Origin of the sequence: Curtobacterium sp. MCPF17_003, from assembly GCF_003224385.1 — a bacterium.
GTDB classification, from domain to species: domain Bacteria; phylum Actinomycetota; class Actinomycetes; order Actinomycetales; family Microbacteriaceae; genus Curtobacterium; species Curtobacterium flaccumfaciens.
Genome location: NZ_QKLC01000002.1, coordinates 17,227 through 40,802, shown reverse-complemented (window position 1 = coordinate 40,802; position 23,576 = coordinate 17,227). Strand labels below are relative to the sequence as shown.

25 protein-coding genes are annotated in these 23,576 nt (G+C 72.3%); 23 read left to right on the top strand and 2 right to left on the bottom strand.

Annotated elements, in window-relative coordinates; genetic code table 11:
* Positions 1–8 precede the first annotated feature (8 nt).
* The 13 genes from efp to DEJ30_RS02800 are packed head-to-tail and all read left to right on the top strand — an operon-like array spanning position 9 to position 14,377.
* A complete protein-coding gene (gene efp, locus DEJ30_RS02860; RefSeq protein ID WP_027465745.1) occupies positions 9–572 on the top strand; it encodes an elongation factor P in 564 nt (187 codons plus the stop codon).
* Positions 573–583: 11 nt separating this feature from the next.
* Positions 584–1,036, top strand: a complete 453-nt coding sequence (gene nusB / locus DEJ30_RS02855) for a transcription antitermination factor NusB (RefSeq protein ID WP_027465744.1) — start codon at positions 584–586, stop codon at positions 1,034–1,036.
* A gap of 24 nt (positions 1,037–1,060) precedes the next feature.
* The gene (pyrR, locus tag DEJ30_RS02850; protein WP_017887177.1) at positions 1,061–1,660 is read left to right on the top strand and encodes a bifunctional pyr operon transcriptional regulator/uracil phosphoribosyltransferase PyrR; all 600 of its coding nucleotides are present in this window, start codon (positions 1,061–1,063) and stop codon (positions 1,658–1,660) included.
* The gene (locus DEJ30_RS02845) at positions 1,660–2,634 is read left to right on the top strand and encodes an aspartate carbamoyltransferase catalytic subunit (RefSeq protein ID WP_027465742.1); all 975 of its coding nucleotides are present in this window, start codon (positions 1,660–1,662) and stop codon (positions 2,632–2,634) included. The genes pyrR and DEJ30_RS02845 overlap by 1 nt, the downstream gene beginning before the upstream one ends.
* Entirely contained in the window at positions 2,631–4,013 is a 1,383-nt protein-coding gene (locus tag DEJ30_RS02840) for a dihydroorotase (protein ID WP_110858975.1), read from the top strand. The genes DEJ30_RS02845 and DEJ30_RS02840 overlap by 4 nt, the downstream gene beginning before the upstream one ends.
* Complete coding sequence (locus tag DEJ30_RS02835; protein ID WP_110858974.1) at positions 4,010–4,573, top strand: hypothetical protein; 564 nt, start codon at positions 4,010–4,012, stop codon at positions 4,571–4,573. Before DEJ30_RS02840 ends, DEJ30_RS02835 begins: the two co-directional genes overlap by 4 nt.
* Positions 4,570–5,769, top strand: a complete 1,200-nt coding sequence (gene carA / locus DEJ30_RS02830) for a glutamine-hydrolyzing carbamoyl-phosphate synthase small subunit (protein WP_110858973.1) — start codon at positions 4,570–4,572, stop codon at positions 5,767–5,769. Before DEJ30_RS02835 ends, carA begins: the two co-directional genes overlap by 4 nt.
* A complete protein-coding gene (gene carB / locus DEJ30_RS02825; protein WP_110858972.1) occupies positions 5,769–9,062 on the top strand; it encodes a carbamoyl-phosphate synthase large subunit in 3,294 nt (1,097 codons plus the stop codon). Before carA ends, carB begins: the two co-directional genes overlap by 1 nt.
* An 11-nt stretch (positions 9,063–9,073) precedes the next feature.
* Positions 9,074–9,958: an orotidine-5'-phosphate decarboxylase gene (gene pyrF / locus DEJ30_RS02820; RefSeq protein ID WP_258369791.1), complete on the top strand. Its 885-nt coding sequence runs from the start codon at positions 9,074–9,076 to the stop codon at positions 9,956–9,958.
* Positions 9,955–10,878, top strand: coding sequence for a guanylate kinase (gene gmk, locus DEJ30_RS02815; protein WP_258369790.1), 924 nt, complete (start codon positions 9,955–9,957; stop codon positions 10,876–10,878). The genes pyrF and gmk overlap by 4 nt, the downstream gene beginning before the upstream one ends.
* Before the next feature lie 27 nt (positions 10,879–10,905).
* A complete protein-coding gene (gene rpoZ / locus DEJ30_RS02810; RefSeq protein ID WP_017887186.1) occupies positions 10,906–11,169 on the top strand; it encodes a DNA-directed RNA polymerase subunit omega in 264 nt (87 codons plus the stop codon).
* 5 nt (positions 11,170–11,174) lie between these two features.
* Complete coding sequence (gene metK / locus DEJ30_RS02805; RefSeq protein WP_110858970.1) at positions 11,175–12,386, top strand: methionine adenosyltransferase; 1,212 nt, start codon at positions 11,175–11,177, stop codon at positions 12,384–12,386.
* An 8-nt stretch (positions 12,387–12,394) separates the two neighbouring features.
* Positions 12,395–14,377 (top strand): primosomal protein N', encoded by a 1,983-nt coding sequence (locus DEJ30_RS02800; protein ID WP_110858969.1) that lies wholly within the window; start codon positions 12,395–12,397, stop codon positions 14,375–14,377.
* Between the two features lie 126 nt (positions 14,378–14,503).
* Here DEJ30_RS02800 and DEJ30_RS02795 read toward each other — a convergent pair whose 3' ends face one another.
* Both DEJ30_RS02795 and DEJ30_RS02790 read right to left on the bottom strand, forming a co-directional pair.
* Positions 14,504–14,959: a DUF4383 domain-containing protein gene (locus tag DEJ30_RS02795; protein ID WP_110858968.1), complete on the bottom strand. Its 456-nt coding sequence runs from the start codon at positions 14,957–14,959 to the stop codon at positions 14,504–14,506.
* A gap of 14 nt (positions 14,960–14,973) precedes the next feature.
* Complete coding sequence (locus DEJ30_RS02790) at positions 14,974–15,303, bottom strand: hypothetical protein (RefSeq protein ID WP_110858967.1); 330 nt, start codon at positions 15,301–15,303, stop codon at positions 14,974–14,976.
* Between the two features lie 133 nt (positions 15,304–15,436).
* Between DEJ30_RS02790 and fmt the strand changes: the two genes are divergently transcribed.
* The 10 genes from fmt (at position 15,437) to DEJ30_RS18035 (ending at position 23,558) form a co-directional block, all read left to right on the top strand.
* A complete protein-coding gene (gene fmt, locus DEJ30_RS02785; RefSeq protein WP_110858966.1) occupies positions 15,437–16,372 on the top strand; it encodes a methionyl-tRNA formyltransferase in 936 nt (311 codons plus the stop codon).
* On the top strand, positions 16,369–17,937 hold the full coding sequence (locus DEJ30_RS02780) for an RsmB/NOP family class I SAM-dependent RNA methyltransferase (RefSeq protein ID WP_258369789.1): 1,569 nt from the start codon (positions 16,369–16,371) through the stop codon (positions 17,935–17,937). The genes fmt and DEJ30_RS02780 overlap by 4 nt, the downstream gene beginning before the upstream one ends.
* A gap of 35 nt (positions 17,938–17,972) precedes the next feature.
* Positions 17,973–18,632 carry a ribulose-phosphate 3-epimerase gene (gene rpe / locus DEJ30_RS02775; protein ID WP_110858965.1) on the top strand — a complete coding sequence of 220 codons (660 nt, stop codon included), beginning with the start codon at positions 17,973–17,975 and terminating at the stop codon, positions 18,630–18,632.
* A gap of 101 nt (positions 18,633–18,733) precedes the next feature.
* Positions 18,734–18,997, top strand: a complete 264-nt coding sequence (locus DEJ30_RS02770; RefSeq protein ID WP_027465728.1) for a phosphoribosyl-ATP diphosphatase — start codon at positions 18,734–18,736, stop codon at positions 18,995–18,997.
* 58 nt (positions 18,998–19,055) lie between these two features.
* A complete protein-coding gene (hisG, locus tag DEJ30_RS02765) occupies positions 19,056–19,895 on the top strand; it encodes an ATP phosphoribosyltransferase (protein ID WP_110858964.1) in 840 nt (279 codons plus the stop codon).
* Entirely contained in the window at positions 19,892–20,662 is a 771-nt protein-coding gene (gene hisF / locus DEJ30_RS02760; protein ID WP_110858963.1) for an imidazole glycerol phosphate synthase subunit HisF, read from the top strand. Before hisG ends, hisF begins: the two co-directional genes overlap by 4 nt.
* A gap of 25 nt (positions 20,663–20,687) precedes the next feature.
* Positions 20,688–21,086 (top strand): phosphoribosyl-AMP cyclohydrolase, encoded by a 399-nt coding sequence (gene hisI / locus DEJ30_RS02755; protein WP_110858962.1) that lies wholly within the window; start codon positions 20,688–20,690, stop codon positions 21,084–21,086.
* Complete coding sequence (locus DEJ30_RS02750; protein WP_110858961.1) at positions 21,083–22,627, top strand: anthranilate synthase component I; 1,545 nt, start codon at positions 21,083–21,085, stop codon at positions 22,625–22,627. Before hisI ends, DEJ30_RS02750 begins: the two co-directional genes overlap by 4 nt.
* On the top strand, positions 22,624–23,322 hold the full coding sequence (locus DEJ30_RS02745) for a Trp biosynthesis-associated membrane protein (protein ID WP_110858960.1): 699 nt from the start codon (positions 22,624–22,626) through the stop codon (positions 23,320–23,322). The genes DEJ30_RS02750 and DEJ30_RS02745 overlap by 4 nt, the downstream gene beginning before the upstream one ends.
* Complete coding sequence (locus DEJ30_RS18035) at positions 23,319–23,558, top strand: HGxxPAAW family protein (RefSeq protein ID WP_111090420.1); 240 nt, start codon at positions 23,319–23,321, stop codon at positions 23,556–23,558. The genes DEJ30_RS02745 and DEJ30_RS18035 overlap by 4 nt, the downstream gene beginning before the upstream one ends.
* The last annotated feature ends 18 nt before the right edge of the window (positions 23,559–23,576 follow it).

Genomic DNA, 23,576 nt, shown 5'->3' with positions numbered 1-23,576 from the left:
GACGACTCATGGCCAGTACCACAGACATCAAGAACGGCGCCGTTCTCATCATCGACGGCCAGCTGTGGTCGGTCGTCGAGTTCCAGCACGTCAAGCCGGGCAAGGGCGGCGCGTTCGTCCGCACGAAGCTCAAGAACGTCGTCTCCGGCAAGGTCGTCGACCGCACGTTCAACGCCGGCGCGAAGATCGACACCGCGACCGTCGACCGTCGTGACTACCAGTTCCTCTACGAGGACGGCGACTCCTACGTGTTCATGGACACCGACACGTACGACCAGATCCCGGTCTCCGCGACCGTGGTCGGCGACGCCAAGAACTACCTGCTCGAGTCCGCGATGGTCACCATCGCGATGAACGAGGGCAACCCGCTGTACGTCGAGCTCCCGACGTCGATCGTCACCGAGGTCGAGACCGAGCCGGGCCTGCAGGGCGACCGTTCCTCCGGCGGCACCAAGGACGCGACCATCATCGCGACCGGCCACCGCATCCAGGTCCCGCTGTACCTGGAGAGCGGCACCCTGGTGAAGATCGACACGCGCGACGGCAGCTTCCTCGGCCGCGTCAACTCCTAGGCGCTGACCGTATGAGTGCTCGTTCGAAGGCCCGCAAGCGCGCCCTCGACATGCTGTACGTGGCCGAGGTGCGCGAGCTGCCGATCGCGGACGTGCTCGCCACCGAGACGGTCCGGCACCTGGACCAGCCGGAGCGTGCCTCCAGCTGGGACTACGCCCGCCAGATCGTCACCGGTGTCGACGACGCTCGTCACGAGATCGACTCCGTCATCGTCGACCACGCCCAGGGCTGGTCGATCGCCCGGATGCCGGTCCTCGACCGCTGCATCCTGAGGATGGCCGTGTGGGAGCTCCGGTTCAACCCGGAGGTGCCCGACGCCGTCGCCATCGCCGAGGCGGTCGAGCTCGCGCAGTCGCTGTCCACCGAGGACTCGGCGGGCTTCGTCAACGGCGTGCTCGGGGCGGTCGCCGGCGGTCGCGCACCGTCCGGTCGGACGGTCGCAGGAGACCAGGAGTCCCGGTAGGGTTGACCACGTCAGCATCCTTTAATGCCGTCCAGTGAGGCGGGGAAGGGGGTCGACGTGGGAACCAGAACGGTCCTGCAACAGCCCGACATCACGCGTGCCCTGACACGCATCGCGCACGAGATCCTCGAAGCCAACCACGGGGGCTCGGATCTCGTGCTCCTCGGCATCCCGACCCGCGGTGCCGTCCTGGCGGAACGCCTCGGCCGGATCCTGGCAGGCATCGAGCCGGAGTGGTCCTCGGCCGCCGGCGGCATCGGGACGGAGCGTGTCGGCACGCTCGACGTCACCATGCACCGGGACGACCTCGGCCACGGCATCGGTCGCGCGCCGCACCGGACGGTCATCCCCGCCGGCGGCATCGACGGCAAGGTCGTCGTGCTCGTCGACGACGTGCTCTACTCCGGCCGCACCGTCCGCGCCGCGCTCGACGCGCTGCAGGGCATCGGGCGGCCGCGCGCCGTCCGGCTCGCCGTGCTCGTCGACCGCGGCCACCGCGAGCTGCCGATCCGTGCGGACCACGTGGGCAAGAACCTGCCGACCGCGTCCGACGAGCGGGTCACGCTGCACCTGGCCGAGACCGACGGCGACGACACCGTGTTCATCGAGCAGGGGGTGGCGTGATGCGGCACCTGCTCTCGACCGCCGACCTGTCCCGCGACCAGGCCGTCCACATCCTCGACGTCGCCGAGGAGATGGCCGAGGTCAACACGCGCGAGGTCCGGAAGCTCCCGGCCCTGCGCGGCAAGACCGTGGTGAACCTGTTCTTCGAGGACTCCACGCGCACCCGCATCTCCTTCGAGGCCGCCGCGAAGCGCCTGTCCGCCGACGTCCTGAACTTCGCCGCGAAGGGCTCGAGCGTCTCGAAGGGTGAATCCCTGAAGGACACCGTGCAGACCCTCGGCGCGATGGGCATCGACGGCATCGTCATGCGCCACGGAGCATCGGGCGCCCCACGGGTGCTGGCCGACGCCGACTGGATCGACGTGCCGGTGGTCAACGCCGGTGACGGGACCCACGAGCACCCGACGCAGGCTCTGCTCGACGCCTTCACCATGCGCCGCCGCCTGCACGGCGCCGGGTCGCGCGGCCAGGGGCTCGACGGCGTGCGCGTCCTGATCATCGGCGACGTGCTGCACAGCCGGGTCGCCCGGTCGAACGCGTGGCTGCTCCGCACCCTCGGGGCGAGCGTGACGTTCGCCGCGCCGCCGACGCTGCTGCCCGCCACCCCGACCCCGTTCGGCGCCGCGGTGCACCACGACCTCGACACCGCCCTGGCCGAGGACCCGGACGTCGTCATGACGCTCCGCATCCAGCAGGAACGCATGAACGACGCCTTCTTCCCGAACCCGCGCGAGTACACGCGGCACTGGGGCCTGACGGCGGCGCGCTTCGGGCGACTGTCCGAGCGCACGCTGATCATGCACCCCGGTCCGATGAACCGCGGTCTCGAGATCGCCGGCGTCGCCGCCGACGACCCCCGCTCGACCGTCGTCGAGCAGGTCGAGAACGGCGTCTCGGTCCGGATGGCCGTCCTCTACCTCGCCCTGACGGGCAGTGCCGGCAACGGCACCGACGCGAAGGAGTCCGCCGCATGACCGCTCACCTGATCCGTGGCGCGCAGCTGGTCGACGGCTCGCGTGCCGACATCCGAACGGAGGGCGGGCGCATCACCGCGGTCGGGTCCGGTCTCGACACGGCCGGCGCCACCACCGTGGACGCGGACGGCCTCATCGCCCTGCCCGGTCTCGTGGACCTCCACACGCACCTGCGCGAGCCCGGTCACGAGGAGTCCGAGACGGTCCTCACCGGCTCGCGTGCCGCGGCTGCCGGCGGGTTCACCGCCGTCAACGCCATGGCGAACTCGAGCCCCGTCGCGGACACCGCCGGGGTCGTCGAGCAGGTCCAGGCCCTCGGGGACGACGCCGGCTACGTGACGGTCCGCCCGATCGGCGCCGTGTCACAGGGGCTGCAGGGCACCCACCTGTCCGAGATCGGCGCGATGGCGACGTCCCGGGCGAAGGTCCGGGTCTTCTCGGACGACGGCTCCTGCGTGGCCGACCCGCTGCTCATGCGCCGCGCACTCGAGTACATCAAGGGCTTCGGCGGGGTGCTCGCGCAGCACGCCCAGGAGCCCCGGCTGACCATCGGCGCGCAGATGAACGAGGGCCGACTGTCATCGGAACTCGGCCTCGCCGGCTGGCCCGCCGTCGCGGAAGAGGCGATCATCGCCCGCGACGTCCTGCTCGCCGACCACGTCGGAGCACGCCTGCACGTCTGCCACGTCTCGACGGCCGGCAGCGTCGAGGTGATCCGGTGGGCCAAGTCCCGCGGCATCGACGTCACGGCCGAGGTCACGCCGCACCACCTGGTGCTCACCGAGGACCTCATCGCCGGCCACGACGGTGCCCCCGGGTACGACGCCCGCTACAAGGTGAACCCGCCGCTCCGCGCGCGCGAGGACGTCGAGGCACTCCGCGCTGCCCTGGCCGACGGCACCATCGACATCGTCGCGACCGACCACGCACCGCACACCGCCGAGGCGAAGTGCTGCGAGTGGCCCGCCGCCGCGAACGGCATGGTCGGCCTCGAATCCGCGCTGAGCGTGGTGCAGGCCGCGGTGGTCGACGACGGCCGGCTCGACTGGGCCGACGTCGCCCGGGTGCTGTCCGAGGCACCGGCGCGGATCGGCCAGGTCGAGGGGCACGGGCAGCGGATCGCCGAGGGAGCCCCCGCCGAGATCACCCTCTACGACCCGTCAGCCAGTCGCGAGTTCGCGGTCACCGACCTCGCCGGGCAGTCGCAGAACTCGCCGTACCTCGGCATGACGCTGCCGGGCCGGGTCGTCGCCACCTTCCACCAGGGGTACGCGACCGTGCTCGACGGCCGCGTCGTCGACGCGGAGACGACCGCGGCGCACGCCGCGGCGCACGCCGCGGCGCACGCCGCGGCGCTGCGGACGGGGGCGCGCGCATGAGCGGTGACGCCCAGCGCTGGCTCCTCGGCGCGGTGATCCTGCTCGCGGTCGCCGCCCTGTTCGTCGCGATGGCGCGCACCTGGCGGACGCGGACCAAGAAGCAGGCGGAAGCCGTGCCTCCGGTCCGGGTGCCGGCCGACCTGGCACCGGCGGTCGGGTCGTGGGACGGGTTCACCGTCGCGACCACCCGTGCCGACCAGCCGTTGGAACGCATCACCGCAGGCGGCCTCGGGTTCCGCGGCCGCGGTGGGGTGACGGTCCACGCGACCGGCGTGGTGATGCGCCTCGCCGGCACCGACGACCGCTGGATCGCGCGCGACGCGGTCCGCGGCGCCGACCGGTCCACGTGGGCGATCGACCGAGTGGTCGAACCCGGGGGACTGGTCCGTCTGCGATGGACGGCGACCGGCGCCGCAGGTGCGACGGACCTCGACACCTACTTCCGGTTCCCGGAGGGCGACGCAGCCGCGCTGCACGCCCTGCAGGGACTGACCGAGACCGGGCCGCAGGCGACTGCGGCCGATGCTCCGCGAACCGCGGGCGAAGGGAAGAAAGCATGACACGCGAACGGGCCGTCCTGGTCCTCGAAGACGGCACCCGGTACGACGGCTGGGCCTACGGCGCCCGTGGGCGCACGCTCGGTGAGGTGGTCTTCGCGACCGGCATGACCGGCTACCAGGAGACGCTGACCGACCCCTCCTACGCCGGACAGATCGTGGTGCAGACCGCGCCGCACATCGGCAACACGGGCGTGAACGACGAGGACCCCGAGTCCCGTCGCATCTGGGTCGCCGGGTACGTGGTGCGCGACCCCAGCCGCGTGGTGTCGAACCACCGCGCGAACGCCACGCTCGACGACCACCTGGTGCGCGACGGCATCGTCGGCATCGCAGGGCTCGACACCCGCGCACTCACCCGCCGCATCCGTGACGCCGGCGCCATGAAGGGCGGCGTCTTCAGCGGTGCGGACGCCGCACTGCCGGCGTCCGAGCAGGAGCAGCTCGTGCGCGACCAGGCCGGCATGGCCGGGGCGAGCTTCTCGTCGGTCGTGTCCACCCCGGAGACCTACGTCGTCCCCGCCGAGGGCGAGCAGATCGGCACCCTGGCCGTGCTCGACCTCGGCGTGAAGGCCTCGACCACCCGCTACCTCGCCGCCCGCGGCTTCGAGGTGCACGTGGTGCCGCAGGACATCTCCGCCGCCGAACTGTCGGCACTCGACCCGGACGCCCTGTTCTACTCGAACGGCCCCGGCGACCCCGCCGCGTCGGACGCACAGGTGGAACTGCTGCAGGACAGCCTGCGCACCGGCCGGCCGTTCTTCGGCATCTGCTTCGGCAACCAGCTGCTCGGCCGCGCGCTCGGCTTCGGCACCTACAAGCTGCCCTTCGGCCACCGCGGCATCAACCAGCCGGTGCTCGACACGACCACGGGCAAGGTCGAGATCACGAGCCAGAACCACGGCTTCGCGGTCGACGCGCCCCTCGGCGAGGTCCTCGAGTCGCCGGCCGGGTTCGGTCGGGTCGAGGTCTCGCACTACTCGCTGAACGACAACGTGGTCGAGGGCCTCCGCGCGCTCGACGTGCCGGCGTTCAGCGTGCAGTACCACCCCGAGGCCGCCGCCGGACCGCACGACAGCATGTACCTCTTCGACCGGTTCGCGGACATGGTGCGCGAGCGTCGCGACGGGGAGCCGCTCGACGCGGCCACCGCAGACGCCACGACCCCCGCAGCAGACATCACCAAGGAAGCGAACTGATGCCCAAGCGCGCAGACATCAACTCCGTCCTCGTCATCGGTTCCGGCCCGATCGTCATCGGTCAGGCCGCCGAGTTCGACTACTCCGGCACCCAGGCGTGCCGCGTCCTCCGCGCCGAGGGGGTCCGGGTCATCCTGGTCAACCCGAACCCGGCGACGATCATGACCGACCCCGACTTCGCCGACGCGACCTACATCGAGCCGATCACGAACGCGTCGCTCGAGGAGATCATCCGCATCGAGAAGCCGGACGCCGTCCTGCCGACCCTCGGCGGTCAGACGGCCCTGAACGCGGCCATCGCGCTCGACGAGGCCGGCATCCTCACCAAGCACGGTGTCGAGCTCATCGGTGCCAAGGTCGAGGCGATCCAGCGCGGCGAGGACCGCCAGCTCTTCAAGGAGCTCGTCCTCGAGTCCGGCGCCGACGTCGCCCGCAGCCACATCGCGCACACGCTCGAAGAAGCGAAGGAGTTCGCGAAGGACCTCGGGTACCCGCTGGTCGTCCGCCCGTCCTTCACCATGGGCGGCCTGGGCTCGGGGTTCGCCTACAACGAGGCAGAACTCGTCCGCTTCGTCGGCGACGGGCTGCAGTCCAGCCCGACGACCGAGGTCCTGCTCGAGGAGTCCATCCTCGGCTGGAAGGAGTACGAGCTCGAGCTGATGCGCGACAACTACGACAACACCGTCGTCATCTGCTCCATCGAGAACGTCGACCCGGTCGGTGTCCACACCGGTGACTCGATCACGGTCGCCCCCGCGCTGACCCTGACCGACCGCGAGTACCAGAACATGCGGAACATCGGCATCGACATCATCCGTCGCGTCGGTGTCGACACCGGCGGCTGCAACATCCAGTTCGCCGTCGACCCGTCCAACGGCCGCGTCATCGTCATCGAGATGAACCCGCGCGTGTCCCGCTCGTCGGCCCTCGCGTCGAAGGCCACGGGCTTCCCGATCGCCAAGATCGCCGCGAAGCTCGCCATCGGCTACCGGCTCGACGAGATCGAGAACGACATCACGAAGGTCACCCCGGCGAGCTTCGAGCCGACGCTCGACTACGTGGTCGTGAAGACCCCGCGGTTCGCGTTCGAGAAGTTCCCGGCCGCCGACGCCACCCTCACCACGACGATGAAGAGCGTCGGCGAGGCGATGGCCATCGGCCGGAACTACGCCACCGCACTGCAGAAGTCGCTGCGCTCGCTCGAGAAGCGCGGGTCGAGCTTCCACTGGGACACCCCGGCGGCCGAGCTCGACAAGGACGCCCTGCTGACGAAGTCGTCGATCCCGACCGACGGTCGCATCGTGACGGTCCAGCAGGCCCTGGTCGCGGGCGCCACCGCGGACGAGGTCTTCGAGGCCACGAAGATCGACCCCTGGTTCATCGACCAGATCGTGCTCATCAACGAGGTCGCGGACGAGGTCCGGGCCGCCGAGTCCCTCGACGCGGACACCCTGCGGTGGGCGAAGGAGCACGGCTTCAGCGACACCCAGATCGCGAGCCTGCGCAGCTCAGACGCGGCACCGGTCTCCGAGCAGCAGGTCCGTGACGAGCGGCACGCCCAGGGCATCCGGCCCGTCTTCAAGACGGTCGACACCTGCGCCGGTGAGTTCCCGGCCCTGACGCCGTACCACTACTCGTCCTACGACACCGAGACCGAGGTCGTCCCGAGCGACCGCAAGAAGGTCGTCATCCTCGGCTCCGGCCCGAACCGCATCGGGCAGGGCGTCGAGTTCGACTACTCCTGCGTGCACGCGTCCTTCGCGCTGAGCGCCGCCGGGTTCGAGACGATCATGATCAACTGCAACCCCGAGACCGTGTCGACCGACTACGACACCTCGGACCGCCTGTACTTCGAACCGCTGACCGCCGAGGACGTCCTCGAGGTCATCGAGGCCGAGGCGGCGTCCGGCGAGCTCGTCGGCGTCGTCGTGCAGCTCGGTGGCCAGACCGCCCTGGGCCTGGCGAAGCCGCTCGAGGCCGCGGGCATCCCGATCCTCGGCACCAGCCCGACCGCGATCGACTCCGCCGAGGAGCGCGGGCAGTTCTCCGCCATCCTCGACGCAGCCGGTCTGCTCGCACCGCGGAACGGCACGGCCCACGACCTGGCGAGCGCGACCACGGTGGCCGAGGAGATCGGGTACCCCGTCCTCGTCCGCCCGTCGTTCGTGCTCGGCGGCCGCGGCATGGAGATCCTGTACGACTCCCCGTCGCTGGCGGACTACTTCGACCGGATGGCCGACCAGGCGATCATCGGCCCGGAGCTCCCGCTGCTGGTGGACCGGTTCCTGGACGACGCCGTGGAGATCGACGTCGACGCGCTCTTCGACGGCGAGCGGCTCTACATCGGCGGCATCATGGAGCACCTCGAAGAGGCGGGTATCCACTCCGGCGACTCGGCGTGCACCCTGCCCCCGGTCGGCCTCGGCCGCGCGGAGATCCAGGGCGTGGTCGACGCGACCGAGAAGATCGCCCGCGGCATCGGCGTGCAGGGCCTGCTCAACGTGCAGTTCGCCATCGGCGCCGGCGTGCTCTACGTCCTCGAGGCGAACCCGCGCGCCAGCCGCACGGTGCCCTTCGTCTCGAAGGCGCTCGGCATCCCGCTGGCCAAGGCCGCGTCCCGCATCATGACCGGCACCACGGTCGCCGAGCTCGTCGCCGAGGGCATGCTGCCCGAGCGTGACGGTGCGTTCGTGCCCGCGCAGTCGCCGGTCGCCGTGAAGGAGGCCGTGCTGCCCTTCCGTCGCTTCCGCACCCGCGAGGGCCAGGTCGTCGACTCGGTGCTCAGCCCCGAGATGCGCTCCACCGGCGAGGTCATGGGCATCGACCGCGACTTCCCGCGGGCGTTCCTCAAGTCGCAGGACGCCGCGTACGGCGGCCTGCCGACCAGCGGCACGGTCTTCGTGAGCGTCGCCGACACCGACAAGCGCGCGATCGTGCTGCCGGTGCACCGCCTGCAGCAGCTCGGCTTCACGATCATCGCGACCGAGGGCACGGCGGAGATCCTCCGCCGCAACGGCATCGAGGTCGGGATCGTCGGCAAGTACAGCCAGGGCGGCGAGAGCGTCGTCGACCTGCTCGCCACGGGCGAGGTCGACATCGTCATCAACACGCCGTCCGGTGCCGCCGGTCGTGCGGACGGGTACGAGATCCGCGCGGCCACGGTGGCGGCGGACAAGCCGCTGTTCACGACGATCGCGCAGATCGGTGCGGCCGTCGCGGCGATCGAGACGATCGGTTCGCCGCTCAACGTCCGCAGCCTGCAGGACTACGCGCGCGAGCGCGCGACCTGGTGACGGCTGCCAGCGTGGGCACGACCCGGTCGGGAGGCCCGGCCTCCTTCGGCGTCCGCCTCGCGTCCGCCATGGGGGAGCGTTCACCGCTCTGCGTCGGGATCGACCCCCACGCCGCCACCCTGGCGGCGTGGGGGCTCGCCCGCGACGAGCAGGGCCTCACCGCCTTCGGCGCGACCATGGTCGACGCGGCCGCCGGCCGCGCTGCGATCGTGAAGCCGCAGGTGGCCTTCTTCGAGGCGGCGGGGGTGGCGGGCTACCGTGCGCTCGACGCGACGGTCCGCCGGGCACGCGATGCGGGCCTCCTGGTCGTCGCCGACGTGAAGCGGGGCGACATCGGGACCACCGGTGACGACTACGCGCTCGCGTGGCTCGACCGCGACGGGCCGTTCGCGGCCGACGCGATGACGGTGTCGCCGTACCTCGGGTACGGCTCGCTCCGGGGCACGGTCGACGTCGCGCGCCGGAACGGTGCGGGGGTCTTCGTGCTCGCGGCGACGAGCAACCCCGAGGCCCGGGTGCTGCAGACCGCGGTCGTCGCGGAGGGGCCGCGTACCGGCCGGACGGTCGCGGCCGGTATCGTCTTGGACGTGGCAGACGACAACCGGTCCGTGGGCGATCAGGCCCTCGGCGACGTCGGGCTCGTGCTCGGCGCGACCCTTCACCTCGACGACTTCGGCATCGACGCGGACGCGATCGGCTCCGCGCCGGTCCTCGCCCCGGGCTTCGGTGCCCAGGGTGCCCGCATCGAGGACCTCCGTGCGCTGTACGGCGCCCGTGCCGAGCAGGTGCTCGTGAGTGAGTCGCGCGGCCTGCTGACCGACGGTCCGGACGGCGTCGCGGCGCTCGTCACCGCCCGCGCCGACCGCATCCGCGCTGCACTGGCGGCGGCAGCGTGACCGACGACCACGAGGGCCTGCCCGCCCACCGCACCCCGCCAGAGGTCGACCGCGTCGCCGCGGCGAAGGCCGCCGTCGCCGCGCGACGCGCCCGGGCCGCGGTGAAGGCCGCGATCGCGTCGGGGGAACGCTCCGCGCTCGACGTCGCCCGTGCCGCGTGGGACGACTCGCTGGTCGAGACGACCTCGGCGGAACGCTCGCTGCGGGTCCGTGACCTGCTGGTGAGCCTGCCGGGCATCGGCCCCGCGCGTGCGGAGGCGATCATGGGGTCCCTGCGGATCGCGCCGTCGAAGCGCCTCGGTGGCCTGGGGACCCGGCAGCGCGCCGCCCTGGCCGACTGGCTCGCCGCCCGCGGTCGCAAGCGTGGTGCCTCGAAGCTCGTCGTGCTCGCCGGACCCACCGCGGTCGGCAAGGGCACGGTCAGCGCCCACATCCGCGAGCAGTACCCGGACGTCAACCTCAGCGTCTCCGCCACCACCCGGAAGCCGCGCCCCGGCGAGGTCGACGGCGTGCACTACTACTTCGTGGACGACGACGAGTTCGACCGCATGATCCGCGATCGCGAGCTGCTCGAGTGGGCGACCGTCCACAACTCGTACCGCTACGGCACCCCGCGCCCGCCGATCGACCGGGCGCTCGACGCCGGCGAGAAGGTCATGCTCGAGATCGACCTGCAGGGCGCCCGGCAGGTCCGCGACGCCATGCCCGAGGCGGTGCTCGTGTTCCTGCTGCCCCCGACGTGGGAGGAACTGGTGCGCCGGCTCATCGGCCGCGGTACGGAATCCGCGGAGGAACAGGCGCGTCGCCTCGAGACCGCGAAGGTCGAGCTGGCTGCCCAGGACGAGTTCGACGTGCGGATCGTGAACTCCGATGTCGGCACCGCGGCACGTGAGGTCGTAGACTTGTTCTCTGCGCCCTGACGGGTGCACTGACTTCGAGGAGACACCATGGCCAACCCCCAGGGCATCATCGACCCGCCCATCGACGACCTGCTCAGCAAGGTCGAGTCGAAGTACGCGCTCGTCATCTTCGCGTCCAAGCGCGCCCGCCAGATCAACGACTACTACGCCGACCTGCACGAGGGCTCGCTCTTCGACAACGTCGGACCGCTCGTCGACTCGACGATCGACGACAAGCCGCTGTCCGTCGCGCTCCACGAGATCAACGAGGACAAGCTCACCGTCACCAAGCAGCAGCAGCCCACCGACTGATCCCGGTGACTGCAGCTGCTCTCCGCCTCTTCACGTCCGAGTCGGTGACCGAGGGGCACCCCGACAAGATCTGCGACCAGATCTCGGACAGCATCCTCGACGCACTGCTGACGGTCGACCCGAACGCGCGCGTCGCCGTCGAGACGATGGTGACCACCGGGCTCGTGCACGTCGCCGGCGAGGTCACGACCTCCGGTTACGTCGAGATCCCCAAGCTCGTCCGTGACGTCATCACCGGCATCGGCTACAACTCGTCGGACGTCTCGTTCGACGGCGCCACGTGCGGTGTCGAGGTCTCGATCGGTGCGCAGTCGCCGGACATCGCGCAGGGTGTCGACGAGTCGCTCGACTCCCGCACCGGTGCGGTCGACCCGCTCGACCGCCAGGGTGCCGGCGACCAGGGCATCATGTTCGGCTTCGCGACGAACGAGACCCCCGAGTACATGCCGGTCGCGATCTGGCTGGCCCACCGCCTGGCCGAGCGCCTGGCCGCGGTCCGCAAGTCGGGCGAGCTGTCGTTCCTCCGCCCCGACGGCAAGACCCAGGTCACCATCGGGTACGACGGCGTCGTGCCGAAGACCGTCGAGACCGTCGTGCTCTCCACGCAGCACTCGCCGAGCGTCACGCTCGACGAGCTCACCGCGGCGATCACCGAACACGTGATCCGTCCGGTCCTCGACCTGGTCGACCTCGACTCGTCGCACGTCGACGTCATCGTGAACCCGACCGGTCGCTTCGAGATCGGTGGCCCCCAGGGCGACGCCGGGCTCACCGGCCGCAAGGTGATCGTCGACACCTACGGCGGGGCCTCCCGTCACGGTGGCGGCGCGTTCAGCGGCAAGGACCCGTCGAAGGTCGACCGTTCGGCGGCGTACGCGCTGCGCTGGGTCGCCAAGAACGCGGTCGCCGCGGGGCTGGCCGACCGGCTCGAGGTGCAGGTCGCGTACGCGATCGGCCGCGCGAAGCCCGTCGGGCTCTACGTCGAGACCTTCGGCACCGGACACGTCGACGACGCCACGATCGAGGCAGCCATCCGCCAGGTGTTCGACCTGCGTCCGGCCGCGATCATCCGCGACCTCGACCTGCTCCGACCGATCTACGCGCAGACCGCGACCTACGGCCACTTCGGCCGCGAGCTCCCCGGGTTCACGTGGGAGCAGCTCGACCGTGTCGAGGAACTCCGCGCCGCCGCAGGACTCGTCGCCGCGACCGTCTGAAGCACCGCGTGACCACCGTCGCGCGCGTCGTCCTCGACTCGCCGCTCCCGCAGTTGGACCGTCTGTTCGACTACCGGGTGCCGGCCGAGCTCGAGGACGACTGCGTCGCGGGGGTCCGCGTCAAGGTGCCGCTGCGCACCGGGGCACGGATGTCCGACGGCTACGTGGTCGAGATCGTCACCGAAGGTGAGTACCCGGGGGAGCTCAGCCAGATCGAGGCCGTCCTGTCCCCGGTGCCCGTCCTGGCGCCGGAGATCTGGGCCCTCGCGCGCGCCGTCGCCGACCGGGCCGCGGGTGTCGCCTCCGACGTCCTGCGCCTCGCCGTGCCCCCGCGGCAGGTGCGCGCCGAGAAGGCCTGGCTCGCCCGGGACACCGCGTGGTCGCCCCCGCCGGTGAGCGCCCCGCCCGTCACCGGCTACGCCGACGGCGTCCTGGAGGCCGTGGTGACGGAGCACGGACGCGCCGCGGTCGCCGCCGTGCCCCAGCCCGTGGCGGTGGGCGACGCGGGCGAGCCGGTCTGGGTCCCGGGCTGGGCCGCGACGCTCGCCCAGGCGGCCGCGCACACGGTGGCGGCCGAGCAGTCCGCGGTGATCGCCGTGCCGGACTTCCGCGACGTCATCGACCTCGAGCGTGCTCTGCTCGCCGTGCTGCCACCGGAGCGGGTGGTGCGGTTCGACGCCAAGCAGACGAACGGGCAGCGCGCGAAGGCCCTGCTGCAGGCCCGCACGCACCCGGTGGTCGCGATCGGCAACCGCACGGCCGTGTACGCGCCGGCGACCGAGCTCGGGCTGATCGCCATGTGGGACGACGGCGACGCCTCGTTCATCGAGCAGCGGGCGCCCTACGTGCACACGCGCGACGTCGCCCTGGTGCGGGCCGCCCAGTCCGGTGCCGCCCTGCTGTTCGTCTCGCACGCGCGCAGCACCGACGTGCAGCGACTGGTCGAGCTGCACTGGCTGCAGGACGTCGTGCCCCACCGCGTGAAGACCCCGAAGGTCATCCCCACCGTGCAGCAGACCGGGGCCGAGGGGTTCGCCGCACAGGCCCGCATCCCGAGTTCCGCCTGGCGTGCCGCGCGCGAGGCCAGCCAGCACGGTGCCGTCCTGGTGCAGGTCGCGAGCCCGGGCTTCGGCACCGGGCTGGTCTGCGCCGAATGCGGCGAACGCGCGCACTGCCGCGTCTGCGGCGGGCCGCTCGGCAGCCCGCACCGTGGCGCCACGCCGCAGTGCCGGTTCTGCGGCGCGCTGGCCGTCGGGTTCCGCTGCCCGACGTGCGGCAACGGCACCGTCAAGCCGGTCGGCCAGGGGGCGCAACGGACGGCCGACGAACTCGGGCGGGCGTTCCCCGGTACCCGGATCGTCGTCGCCGACGGCTCACGCCCGCTCGACGAGGTCCCCGCCCGGCCCTCCGTCGTCGTCGCCACCCGTGGGGCCGAGCCGTCGGTGCCGGGGGGCTACGCCTGCGTGCTGCTGCTGGACGGTGAGAAGATGCTCGCCCGCGAGGGGCTGCGCGTGCAGGAGGACGTCCTGCGCTTCTGGACGAACGCGGCGGCGAAGTCGGCCCCCGGTGCCGAGGTGTACCTGGTCGGGATCGGCGGTCGGCTGGCCTCGGCGATGGCCCTGTGGCGACTCGACGGGCCCGCGCACGACGAGCTGACCGACCGCCGCGAACTGCACTTCCCGCCGGCGGTCCGGGTCGCGACGATGACCGGCACCGACGAAGCCGTCACCGCTGCGGTCGAAGCGCTCGGCGACGCCGTCGTCGGTCCGGTGCTCGGTCCGGTCCCGGTCGAGGACGACGCCCTGCCGGGCACGGTCCGGGCGATCGTGCGGTTCCCGTACGCGCACGGGGCCGAGGTCGCCGCGACGCTCAAGGCCGAGGTGATCCGGCGCTCGTCGACCAGGCGGGTGCTCAAGGGCGGCAACCGCCGACGCGCCGCTCCGACGCTGCGGGTGCGGTTGGACGACGCCGAACCGTTCTCCGAGGTCTGACCCGGCCGGGCCCGCGTGGGCCCGACCGCGAGCGCCCCGACGCAGAACGACACCGCCGACGTCGTCGGACGTCGGCGGTGTCGTTCAGGGTCTGCCGCCGAGTGGCGACGGGCTGGTGCGGGCCGGTCAGGCGTTGGCGGGCCGGCGACGCTCGCGGGGCAGCACGACGCCGAGGGCGACCATGCCGATGGCGAGGACGAGGTGCAGCCAGTTGTCGGCGTTGTTCAGCGGGACGAAGTTCGCACCCGAGCTGTGACCGGCGGTGAAGAGGCCGTAGATCCACAGCACGAAGTAGACGATCCCGCCGATCACCAGGTACATCCGCGAGCCGGAGGCACGGTTGGCGGCGATCAGTCCGACGACGCCGAACAGCAGGTGCACGATGTTGTGCAGCACGGACACCTGGAAGATGCCGAGCAGCATGCCCATCGACTCGTGTCCGGCCCCGGCCAGGTCGCCGGTCGTGATGCCGGGGATGAACCCGGCGATCCCGACGAGCAGGAACACGATGCCGACCACGAGGGCGGCCTTCTGGACGGACGAACCGGCGTAGCGGTTGGTGGCGGTGGTGACGTCGCTCATGGTGTCTCCTGATCTCAGCGCGGTTGCGCGGGGTTGGTGGGCACGCCGTGGGACGGCGGGTTGATCGTCGGACCGGCGGTGGCCGGCGTGACGTCCGCGGGTGCCGAGGCCCCCGCAGACGTCTCGGGGAGGTGCTCCGGCACGGAACCGGTCGGCTCCGCACCGCCGTCCAGGGCCTCGATCCGGTGACGGATCCGCTCCAGCACCGGCAACCGTGCGCCGTGGGCGTTCTCGTGGTCGAGCAGCACCTCGAGCTGCTCGCGGTCGAGGGCCGTCAGGTGCTCCGTCAGGTTGCCGAGCGGGACGTGGTCGAAGTCCGGGATGGGCAGGTCTCGGTCGGTCATGGTGCTCCTTCCGTCGATGCAGCCACAACGTACGCAGCCCACGCTCTGCTGGTGCACAGGCAGTGCCGAGCACCGCGTGCCCCGGACAGGCGTCGGGGTCGGGTGGGCCGGTCGGCGTGGGAGGATCGAACCCATGCGTCTCGTCGTCGCCGGCAGCCCCGCTGCGGCCGTCCCCACCCTCCGCCGTCTGGCGGCGTCCGACCACGAGATCGTCGCGGTGCTCACGCGGCCGGCCACCCCGCAGGGCCGCAAGCGTGTCCTCACCCCGACCCCGGTGGCCGTCGTCGCCGCCGAGCTCGGACTGCCCGTCATCGAGGCCTCGCGCGTCGACGACGCCGTCACCGTCCGGATCGCGGACCTCGACGTCGACCTCGGCGTCATCGTCGCGTACGGCGCCCTGCTCCGCCGCCCGGCCCTCGACGCCCCGCGGCACGGGTGGATCAACCTGCACTTCTCCGACCTGCCGGCGTACCGCGGTGCGGCTCCCGTGCAGCGTGCGGTGATGGCCGGCGACACCCGGACCGCCGCGACGGTCTTCCAGCTGGTCGAGGCGCTCGACGCCGGCCCCGTCCACGCTGCGCGGCCCTTCGAGATCGACCCCGAGGCGACCTCGGGCGAGGTCCTCGCCGCGATGGCCGAGGTCGGCGCCGACGTCGTGGCGGACGTCGTGGACGCCATCGCCGCCGGCACCGCCGTCGCGACCGAGCAGTCCGGCGAGCCCACGGTCGCCCCGAAGCTCACGATCGACGACGGCCGCATCGACTTCGCCGTGCCCGCCACCGTCGTGCACGCGCGGCTGCGCGGGGTCACGCCCGAGCCCGGCGCGTACGCCCACCTGGGCGAGACCCGCGTGAAGCTGCTCCGCAGCACACTCCGGCCGGGAGGCACGCAGGACCCCGCCCCGTCGCTCGCGCCGGGTGCGCTCGCACTCCACGGCGGTCGGCTGCTGGTCGGGACCGCCGACACCCCGCTCGTGCTGCTCGAGGTGCAGCCGGCGGGCAAGAAGGCGATGGACGCCGCCGCCTGGGCCCGTGGCCTCGGCGAACTGGACGGGAAGGTCCTCGCATGAGCCCCCAGACGAAGCCCCAGGGTGCCCGCCGCGGCCCGCGTCCGGCCAGCGCCCGCCGCGTGGCGTTCGACGTGCTCCGCGCCGTGCAGGTCGACGACGCCTACGCGAACCTGCTGCTGCCGACGCGCATCCGCCGCGCCGGTCTCACCGCTCGCGACGCCGGGTTCGCGACCGAGCTCACGTACGGCTCGATCCGGATGCTCGGCCGCTACGACGTGATCATCGCGCTGGCCTCCGGTCGCCGGGCCGAGAACATCGAGGCGGACGTCCTCGACGTGATGCGCCTCGGTGCGCACCAGCTGCTCGCCATGCGCACGCCGACGCACGCGGCCGTCGACGCCACGGTCGAGCTCGCCCGCGAGGTCGGCGCCCGCCGCGCCACCGGGTTCGTGAACGCCGTGATGCGCAAGATCGCCGCCCGCACCGATCAGGAGTGGGACGCCCTGATCACCGAGGGCCGCGCCGGGGACGCCCTGCTCGCCACCCGCTGGTCGCACCCGGTCTGGGTCGTCTCGGCGCTCCGCGACGCCCTGGCCGCCGAACGCTCGCGCGACGAGCTCGCCGCCCTGCTCGCCGCCGACAACGCAGCACCCCGGGTGCAGCTCGCGGCCCTGCCCGGACTCGCCACCGACGAGGACATCGCCACCGCGACCGCCCGCACCACGCCGGACGACGACACCGACGCCGCGTTCGCCGACGCGACCGGTGCGGACGACGTGCCCGCGGCCCTGGTGCCGGCCGACGACGAACCGGAGGCCGACGGCGCGACCGGCACCGTGCCTCCCGTCCGGGCCGACGAGCCCGTCGTGCAGGCGGATGCCGCGCCGGTGTCGCCCGTCGGCATCCGCGGCATCAGCGGCGACCCGGCGCGCGTGCCGGGCGTCGCCGCCGGACGCCTGCGCGTGCAGGACGAGGGGTCGCAGCTCGCCGCGCTGGCGCTGAGCCGCTCGTCGGACGTGCGTGCGGGGGAGCGGTGGCTCGACATGTGCGCCGGGCCCGGCGGCAAGGCCGCGCTGCTCGCCGCCGAGGCGCAGCAGGGCGGGGCGACCCTGGTCGCCAACGAGCTCGTGCCCGCCCGCGCCGGACTCGTGCGGAACGCCCTCGGTGTGTTCGGTGACCACGTGCGGGTCGTCGAGGGCGACGCCCGTCGGTACGGCCGGGACGGCACCGGGATGACCTTCGACCGCATCCTGCTCGACGCCCCGTGCACCGGGCTCGGCGCGCTGCGTCGCCGGCCGGAGGCACGCTGGCGGAAGCTCCCCGAGGACGTCGAGGAGCTCGCGGCCCTGCAGACCGAACTGCTCGACGCCGCCGTGCGGGTGCTCGCACCGGGCGGGACCCTGGCGTACGTGACGTGCTCGCCGCACCTGGCCGAGACCCGCGGGCAGGTCGACGCCCTGATGGGGCGGCACGGTGACCGGCTCGAGCAGCTCGACACCGCCACGATCGTCCGGGGCGTCGCCGCACGCGACCCCGAGATCGCGGACGGTGCGACCGCGCAGCTGTGGCCGCACCGCGTCGGGACGGACGCGATGTTCATCGCGCTGTTCCGTCGCGTCGACTGAGGCCCCGGCCCACGGCGCGCCGGTAGGCTTGCCCGGTGACGATCCGCATCTCGCCGAGCATCCTGTCCGCCGACTTCGCGAACCTCGAGCGCGAACTCCAGCGCATCGAGACCGCCGACCTGGTGCACGTCGACGTGATGGACAACCACTTCGTCCCGAACCTGACGCTCGGGCTGCCGATCGTGCAGCGGCTGCAGCAGGTGTCGCCGGTGCCGCTCGACGTGCACCTGATGATCACCGACGCCGATCGCAACGCGCCGAAGTACGCCGAGACCGGTGCGTCGAGCGTCACGTTCCACTTCGAGGCAGCCGACGACCCGGTGGCCACCGCCGCCGCGATCCGGTCGAACGGTGCCCGCGCGGCCGTCGCCGTGAAGCCCGGCACCCCGATCACGCAGGTACTGCACCACCTCGACGCCTACGACATGATCCTGCTGATGACGGTCGAGCCCGGGTTCGGCGGACAGTCCTTCATGCCGTCCGTGATGCCGAAGCTCGCCGACGCCCGCGCCGCCGTCGACGCCTCGGGGCTCGACGTCTGGCTCGAGGTGGACGGCGGGATCGCGGTCGACACCGTGCCCGATGCCGTCCGGAGCGGTGCCGACACCCTGGTGGCGGGCTCCGCGGTCTACGGCGGCGAACCCGCCGCGCGCATCGCCGACCTGCGTGACGCCGCCGCTCGGGCGCGCTCGTGACCGGGGGAGCGCCGGAGCGCACCGGCGTCACCGGGGCGACCACTGCCTCCCGTCCGGACGGTGCGTCGGGAGCGTCGGCGGAGACCGGTAGCCTGGACCCCGTGAAGACGTTCGACGACCTGTTCCAGGAGCTCACCGAGAAGGCGCGCACGCGCCCCGAGGGCTCCGGCACCGTCGCCGAACTGGACGCCGGCGTGCACCAGATCGGCAAGAAGATCGTGGAGGAAGCCGCCGAGGTCTGGATGGCGGCCGAGTACGAGGGCGACGAGCGCACCTCGGAGGAGATCTCGCAGCTGATCTACCACCTCCAGGTCCTCATGGTCGCCAAGGGGCTCACCCCGGCGGACGTCTGGCGACATCTGTAGGAAGCGCCGCCCGGCGCACCGACGACCGCCGACGACCCCACAGAAAGCAGACCCACTGATGCTCCGCATCGCCGTGCCCAACAAGGGCTCCCTGTCCGAGACCGCGTCCGACATGCTGCGGGAGGCCGGGTACGCCGGCCGCCGCGACCCGAAGGCGCTGCACCTGCTCGACGAGCGCAACGGCGTCGAGTTCTTCTTCCTCCGCCCGCGGGACATCGCCACGTACGTGGGGTCCGGCGCGCTCGACGTCGGCGTCACCGGCCGCGACCTGCTGCTCGACTCCGGGTCCGAGGCGCACGAGGTCGACGCGCTCGGCTTCGCCGACTCCACCTTCCGGTTCGCCGGCACCCCGGGTCGGTTCGCCTCGCTGCAGGATCTCGACGGCGTGCGCGTGGCCACGAGCTACCCCGGACTGGTCGGTGCGTTCCTCGCCGAGCACGGGGTCAGCTCCACGCTCGTGAAGCTCGACGGCGCGGTCGAGAGCGCCGTCCGGCTCGGGGTCGCCGACGCCGTGGCCGACGTCGTGTCGACGGGCAGCACGCTCCGGCAGGCGGGCCTCGAGATCTTCGGCCCGGTGATCCTCGAGTCGACCGCGGTGCTCGTCTCCACCGACGAGACCATCCCCGGCATCGACGTGCTGCGCCGGCGTCTGCAGGGCGTGCTCGTCGCCCGTGGCTACGTGATGCTCGACTACGACGTCCCCACGGCCCTGCTCGAGCAGGCGACCGCGGTGGCGTCCGGCATCGAGTCGCCCACCGTGTCGCCGCTGCACGACCGCGACTGGGCCGCGGTCCGCGTGATGATCCCGCGCGACGACGCGAACCTCATCATGGACGCGCTCTACGACCTCGGCGCCCGGGCGATCCTCGTCAGCCCGATCCACGCCGCACGCCTGTGACCGCCGGTGGCGTGTCGGTGCGGGTCATCCCGTGCCTCGACGTCAAGGGCGGTCGCGTCGTCAAGGGCGTCAACTTCCTGGACCTCCAGGACGCCGGTGACCCCGTCGAGCTCGCGGCTCGCTACTACGAGCAGGGTGCCGACGAGCTGACCTTCCTGGACGTCGGCGCCACGGTCGAGAACCGCGCGACGATGTACGACACCGTGACCCGGACGGCCGAGCAGGTCTTCATCCCGCTCACCGTCGGCGGTGGGGTGCGCAGTGTCGACGACGTCTCGCGGCTGCAGCAGTGCGGCGCGGACAAGATCGGCGTGAACAGCGCAGCCATCGCACGGCACGAGCTCATCGGCGAGATCGCCGACCGGTTCGGCGCCCAGGCAGTCGTGCTGTCGCTCGACGTCAAGCGGTCCGACCGGATGCCCTCGGGCTTCGTGGTGACCACCCACGGCGGGCGGACCGAGTCCGACCTCGACGCCATCGCGTGGGCACGCGAGGCCGTCGAGCGCGGCGCGGGGGAACTGCTGGTCAACTCCATCGACGCCGACGGCACGAAGAACGGGTTCGACCTCGAACTCGTGACCGCGGTGCGCGCCGTCTCGTCCGTCCCGGTGATCGCCTCGGGAGGCGCGGGTCGCGTCGAGCACTTCGCCCCGGCCGTCGACGCGGGTGCGGATGCAGTCCTCGCCGCCAGCGTCTTCCACCGTGGCGAGATGACCGTGGGGGACGTCAAGGCCGCGCTCCGCGCGACCGGCCACGCCGTCCGCTGATCCGCCGCCGTAGGCTAGGAGTCTCATGACCGACAGCACCAGCACCGACACCGAGGCGGTCCTCGACCGCGCACGCTTCGGTGCGGACGGCCTGCTCCCCGCCATCGTGCAGGAGGAATCGTCGAAGGACGTCCTCATGCTCGGCTACATGGACCGGGAAGCCCTCCGCCGCACCCTCACCGAAGGCCGTGTGACCTTCTGGTCGCGGTCGCGGAACGAGTACTGGCGGAAGGGCGACACGTCGGGACACGCCCAGTACGTCCGGGGCGCTGCGCTGGACTGCGACGACGACACGCTCCTCGTCACGGTGCAGCAGGTCGGGGCGGCGTGCCACACCGGGGCGCACCGGTGCTTCGACGTCGACCCGCTCGCGCCCGTGACCATGTCCGCCCCGGCGGACACGGCCGGGGAGCCGACGCGATGACCACCGCGACGATCTCCGACACCCCGCACACGACCTCCCGACCTGAGTTCGACGGCCTGCTCGGCGACCACCGGGTCCTGCCGGTCGTCCGCGCGCTGTACGGCGACAGCGAGACGCCGGTCGGCGTCTACCGCAAGCTCGCCGACGGCCGCCCCGGGTCCTTCCTGCTCGAGTCCGCCGGCCAGGGCGGCCTGTGGTCGCGCTGGTCGTTCGTCGGCGTCCGGAGCTTCGGCGTCCTGACGCAGGACGGCGACCGCGCGGCCTGGATCGACACCGGCATCGACGCCGAGCGCGCCGTCGGGTCGCTCGAGGGCGCCCCCCTCGAGGTCCTCGCACGGTTGCACGAGCGCTGGGCCACGCCGCGGGTGCCCGGCTCGCCGCCGCTCGTCGGCGGCACCGTGGGCTTCATCGGGTGGGAGGCCGTGCGGCAGCTCGAGCACCTGCCGAACGTGCCGCCAGCCGACTTCGACGTCCCCGGACAGGCGCTGTCGTTCGTCTCCGAACTCGCCGCGCTCGACCACCGCACCGGTCTCGTGCTGCTCGTCGCGAGCGTGCTGAACGACGGCACCGACGACGCGGACACCCTCTGGGCGGACGCGCAGCAGCGCCTCGACCGCATGCAGGGCGACCTGGTGCAACCGAGCGTCGCGACCGTCGCCGAGGCCTTCGAGATCGCCGAGCCGACCCCGACCCACCGCACGAGCCCGGCCGACTACATGGCGGCCGTCGAGCGCTCGAAGGGCTTCATCCGCGACGGCGACGTGTTCCAGGTCGTCATCTCGCAGCGGTTCGACCACGAGGTCACGGCCGACCCGCTCGACGTCTACCGGGTCCTCCGGACGCTGAACCCGAGTCCGTACATGTACTTCCTCGCCCTCGCGGACACCGCCGACGAGCGGTTCTGGATCGTCGGGGCCTCGCCAGAGGCCCTGGTCAAGGTGCAGGGCGACCGCGCGATCACACACCCGATCGCCGGGTCCCGCCCGCGCGGTGCGACCCCGGAAGAGGACGTCCGCCTCGGCGAGGACCTGCTCGGCGACCCGAAGGAGCGCGCCGAGCACCTGATGCTCGTCGACCTCGCCCGCAACGACCTGCAGAAGGTGTGCGAGCCGGGCACCGTCAGCGTCACCGAGTTCATGACCGTCGAGCGGTTCAGCCACATCATGCACCTGGTGTCGAGCGTCGAGGGGCGGGTGCGTCCCGACGCCTCGGCGATCGACGTGTTCCGGGCGACGTTCCCGGCCGGCACGCTCTCGGGTGCGCCGAAGCCGCGTGCGCTCGAGATCATCGACGAGCTCGAGCCGGCGAAGCGCGGTGCGTACGCCGGAGTCGTCGGGTACTTCGACTTCGCCGGTGACGCCGACCTGGCGATCGCGATCCGAACGGCCCTGATCAAGGACGGCGTCGCCCGCGTGCAGGCCGGTGCCGGGCTCGTGGCGGACTCCGACCCGGAGACCGAGCACGTCGAGGCGGTCAACAAGGCCGCCGCGCCGCTGCGTGCCGTCGCCACGGCCAACCGGATGCGCGAGGTCCGCTCGTGAAGCGCTCGCGTCCGATCGTCGTGGTTGCCGGGCTCCTGGTCGCCGGCGTCATCATGCTCGCCTGGACCCAGACCTGGTTCACCGTGCGCCTGCACGCGGGTGCCGCCGTCACCTCGACGGTCTCGGCCGACGGGGCGGCGGTCGTGCCGCAGTACACCGCGCTGGCGATCGCCAGCCTCGCACTCTTCCTGGCGATGACCATCGCCGGCCGGGTGTTGCGCATCGTGCTCGCCGCCGTCGAGATCCTGCTCGGCCTCGGCGTGGTCGTCAGCGGGATCACCGCACTCGGTGACCCGATCGCCGCTGCACGCGGTGCCGTCGGCGAGGTCGCCGGGGTCAGCGACCTCGGCGCCGTCCGCGGTGTCGTGTCGAGCGTCTCCGTGAGCCCGTGGCCCGCCGTCGGGATCGCGGGCGGCGTGCTCGCCGTGCTGCTCGGCGTGGTCGTCATCGTGGTCCAGCGCGCCTGGCCCGGCCCGAGCCGGAAGTACGGTGCCGCTACCGCCGGGGCCGCCGCGGCGGCACGCGCAGCAGCACCCGTCCAGCGCGACGCGGTCGTCGACTGGGACGACCTGAGCGCGGGCGTGGACCCGACCACCGCCGACGGCGCGGGCGCGGGGGCGCCGAGTGACGACACGGTAGGATCGACAGGGCGTCGCTCGACCGACGACGCCGGAGCAGAACGAGGAGCACCGTGAGCAACACTGAGCCCGCAGAACTCGGCGAAGGCCACTCGCCGGCCGCCTGGACCGCCGTCGTGATCATGCTGATCGGATTCGCGGCAGGCACGCTGTTCTTCTGGTTCGACCAGCCGTGGGGCGTCTGGGCCTCCGCTGGCGTCGTCCTCATCGGCCTCATCGCCGGTGGCGTGATGAAGAAGGCCGGCTACGGCGTCGACGGTCCGAAGTTCGTCCCCAAGCACCACGGCGAGTAGGGGTCTCCCGATGCCGAA

Coding starts and splice junctions, on each gene's coding strand:
- DEJ30_RS02790 (WP_110858967.1), bottom strand. CDS start 15,303: ATGACCGACCGAGACCTGCCCATCCCGGACTTCGACCACGTCCCGCTC.
- carB (WP_110858972.1), top strand. CDS start 5,769: ATGCCCAAGCGCGCAGACATCAACTCCGTCCTCGTCATCGGTTCCGGC.
- efp (WP_027465745.1), top strand. CDS start 9: ATGGCCAGTACCACAGACATCAAGAACGGCGCCGTTCTCATCATCGAC.
- nusB (WP_027465744.1), top strand. CDS start 584: ATGAGTGCTCGTTCGAAGGCCCGCAAGCGCGCCCTCGACATGCTGTAC.
- hisG (WP_110858964.1), top strand. CDS start 19,056: ATGCTCCGCATCGCCGTGCCCAACAAGGGCTCCCTGTCCGAGACCGCG.
- DEJ30_RS02845 (WP_027465742.1), top strand. CDS start 1,660: ATGCGGCACCTGCTCTCGACCGCCGACCTGTCCCGCGACCAGGCCGTC.
- DEJ30_RS02835 (WP_110858974.1), top strand. CDS start 4,010: ATGAGCGGTGACGCCCAGCGCTGGCTCCTCGGCGCGGTGATCCTGCTC.
- carA (WP_110858973.1), top strand. CDS start 4,570: ATGACACGCGAACGGGCCGTCCTGGTCCTCGAAGACGGCACCCGGTAC.
- hisI (WP_110858962.1), top strand. CDS start 20,688: ATGACCGACAGCACCAGCACCGACACCGAGGCGGTCCTCGACCGCGCA.
- pyrR (WP_017887177.1), top strand. CDS start 1,061: ATGCCGTCCAGTGAGGCGGGGAAGGGGGTCGACGTGGGAACCAGAACG.
- DEJ30_RS02840 (WP_110858975.1), top strand. CDS start 2,631: ATGACCGCTCACCTGATCCGTGGCGCGCAGCTGGTCGACGGCTCGCGT.
- rpoZ (WP_017887186.1), top strand. CDS start 10,906: ATGGCCAACCCCCAGGGCATCATCGACCCGCCCATCGACGACCTGCTC.
- DEJ30_RS02780 (WP_258369789.1), top strand. CDS start 16,369: ATGAGCCCCCAGACGAAGCCCCAGGGTGCCCGCCGCGGCCCGCGTCCG.
- DEJ30_RS02750 (WP_110858961.1), top strand. CDS start 21,083: ATGACCACCGCGACGATCTCCGACACCCCGCACACGACCTCCCGACCT.
- DEJ30_RS02795 (WP_110858968.1), bottom strand. CDS start 14,959: ATGAGCGACGTCACCACCGCCACCAACCGCTACGCCGGTTCGTCCGTC.
- fmt (WP_110858966.1), top strand. CDS start 15,437: ATGCGTCTCGTCGTCGCCGGCAGCCCCGCTGCGGCCGTCCCCACCCTC.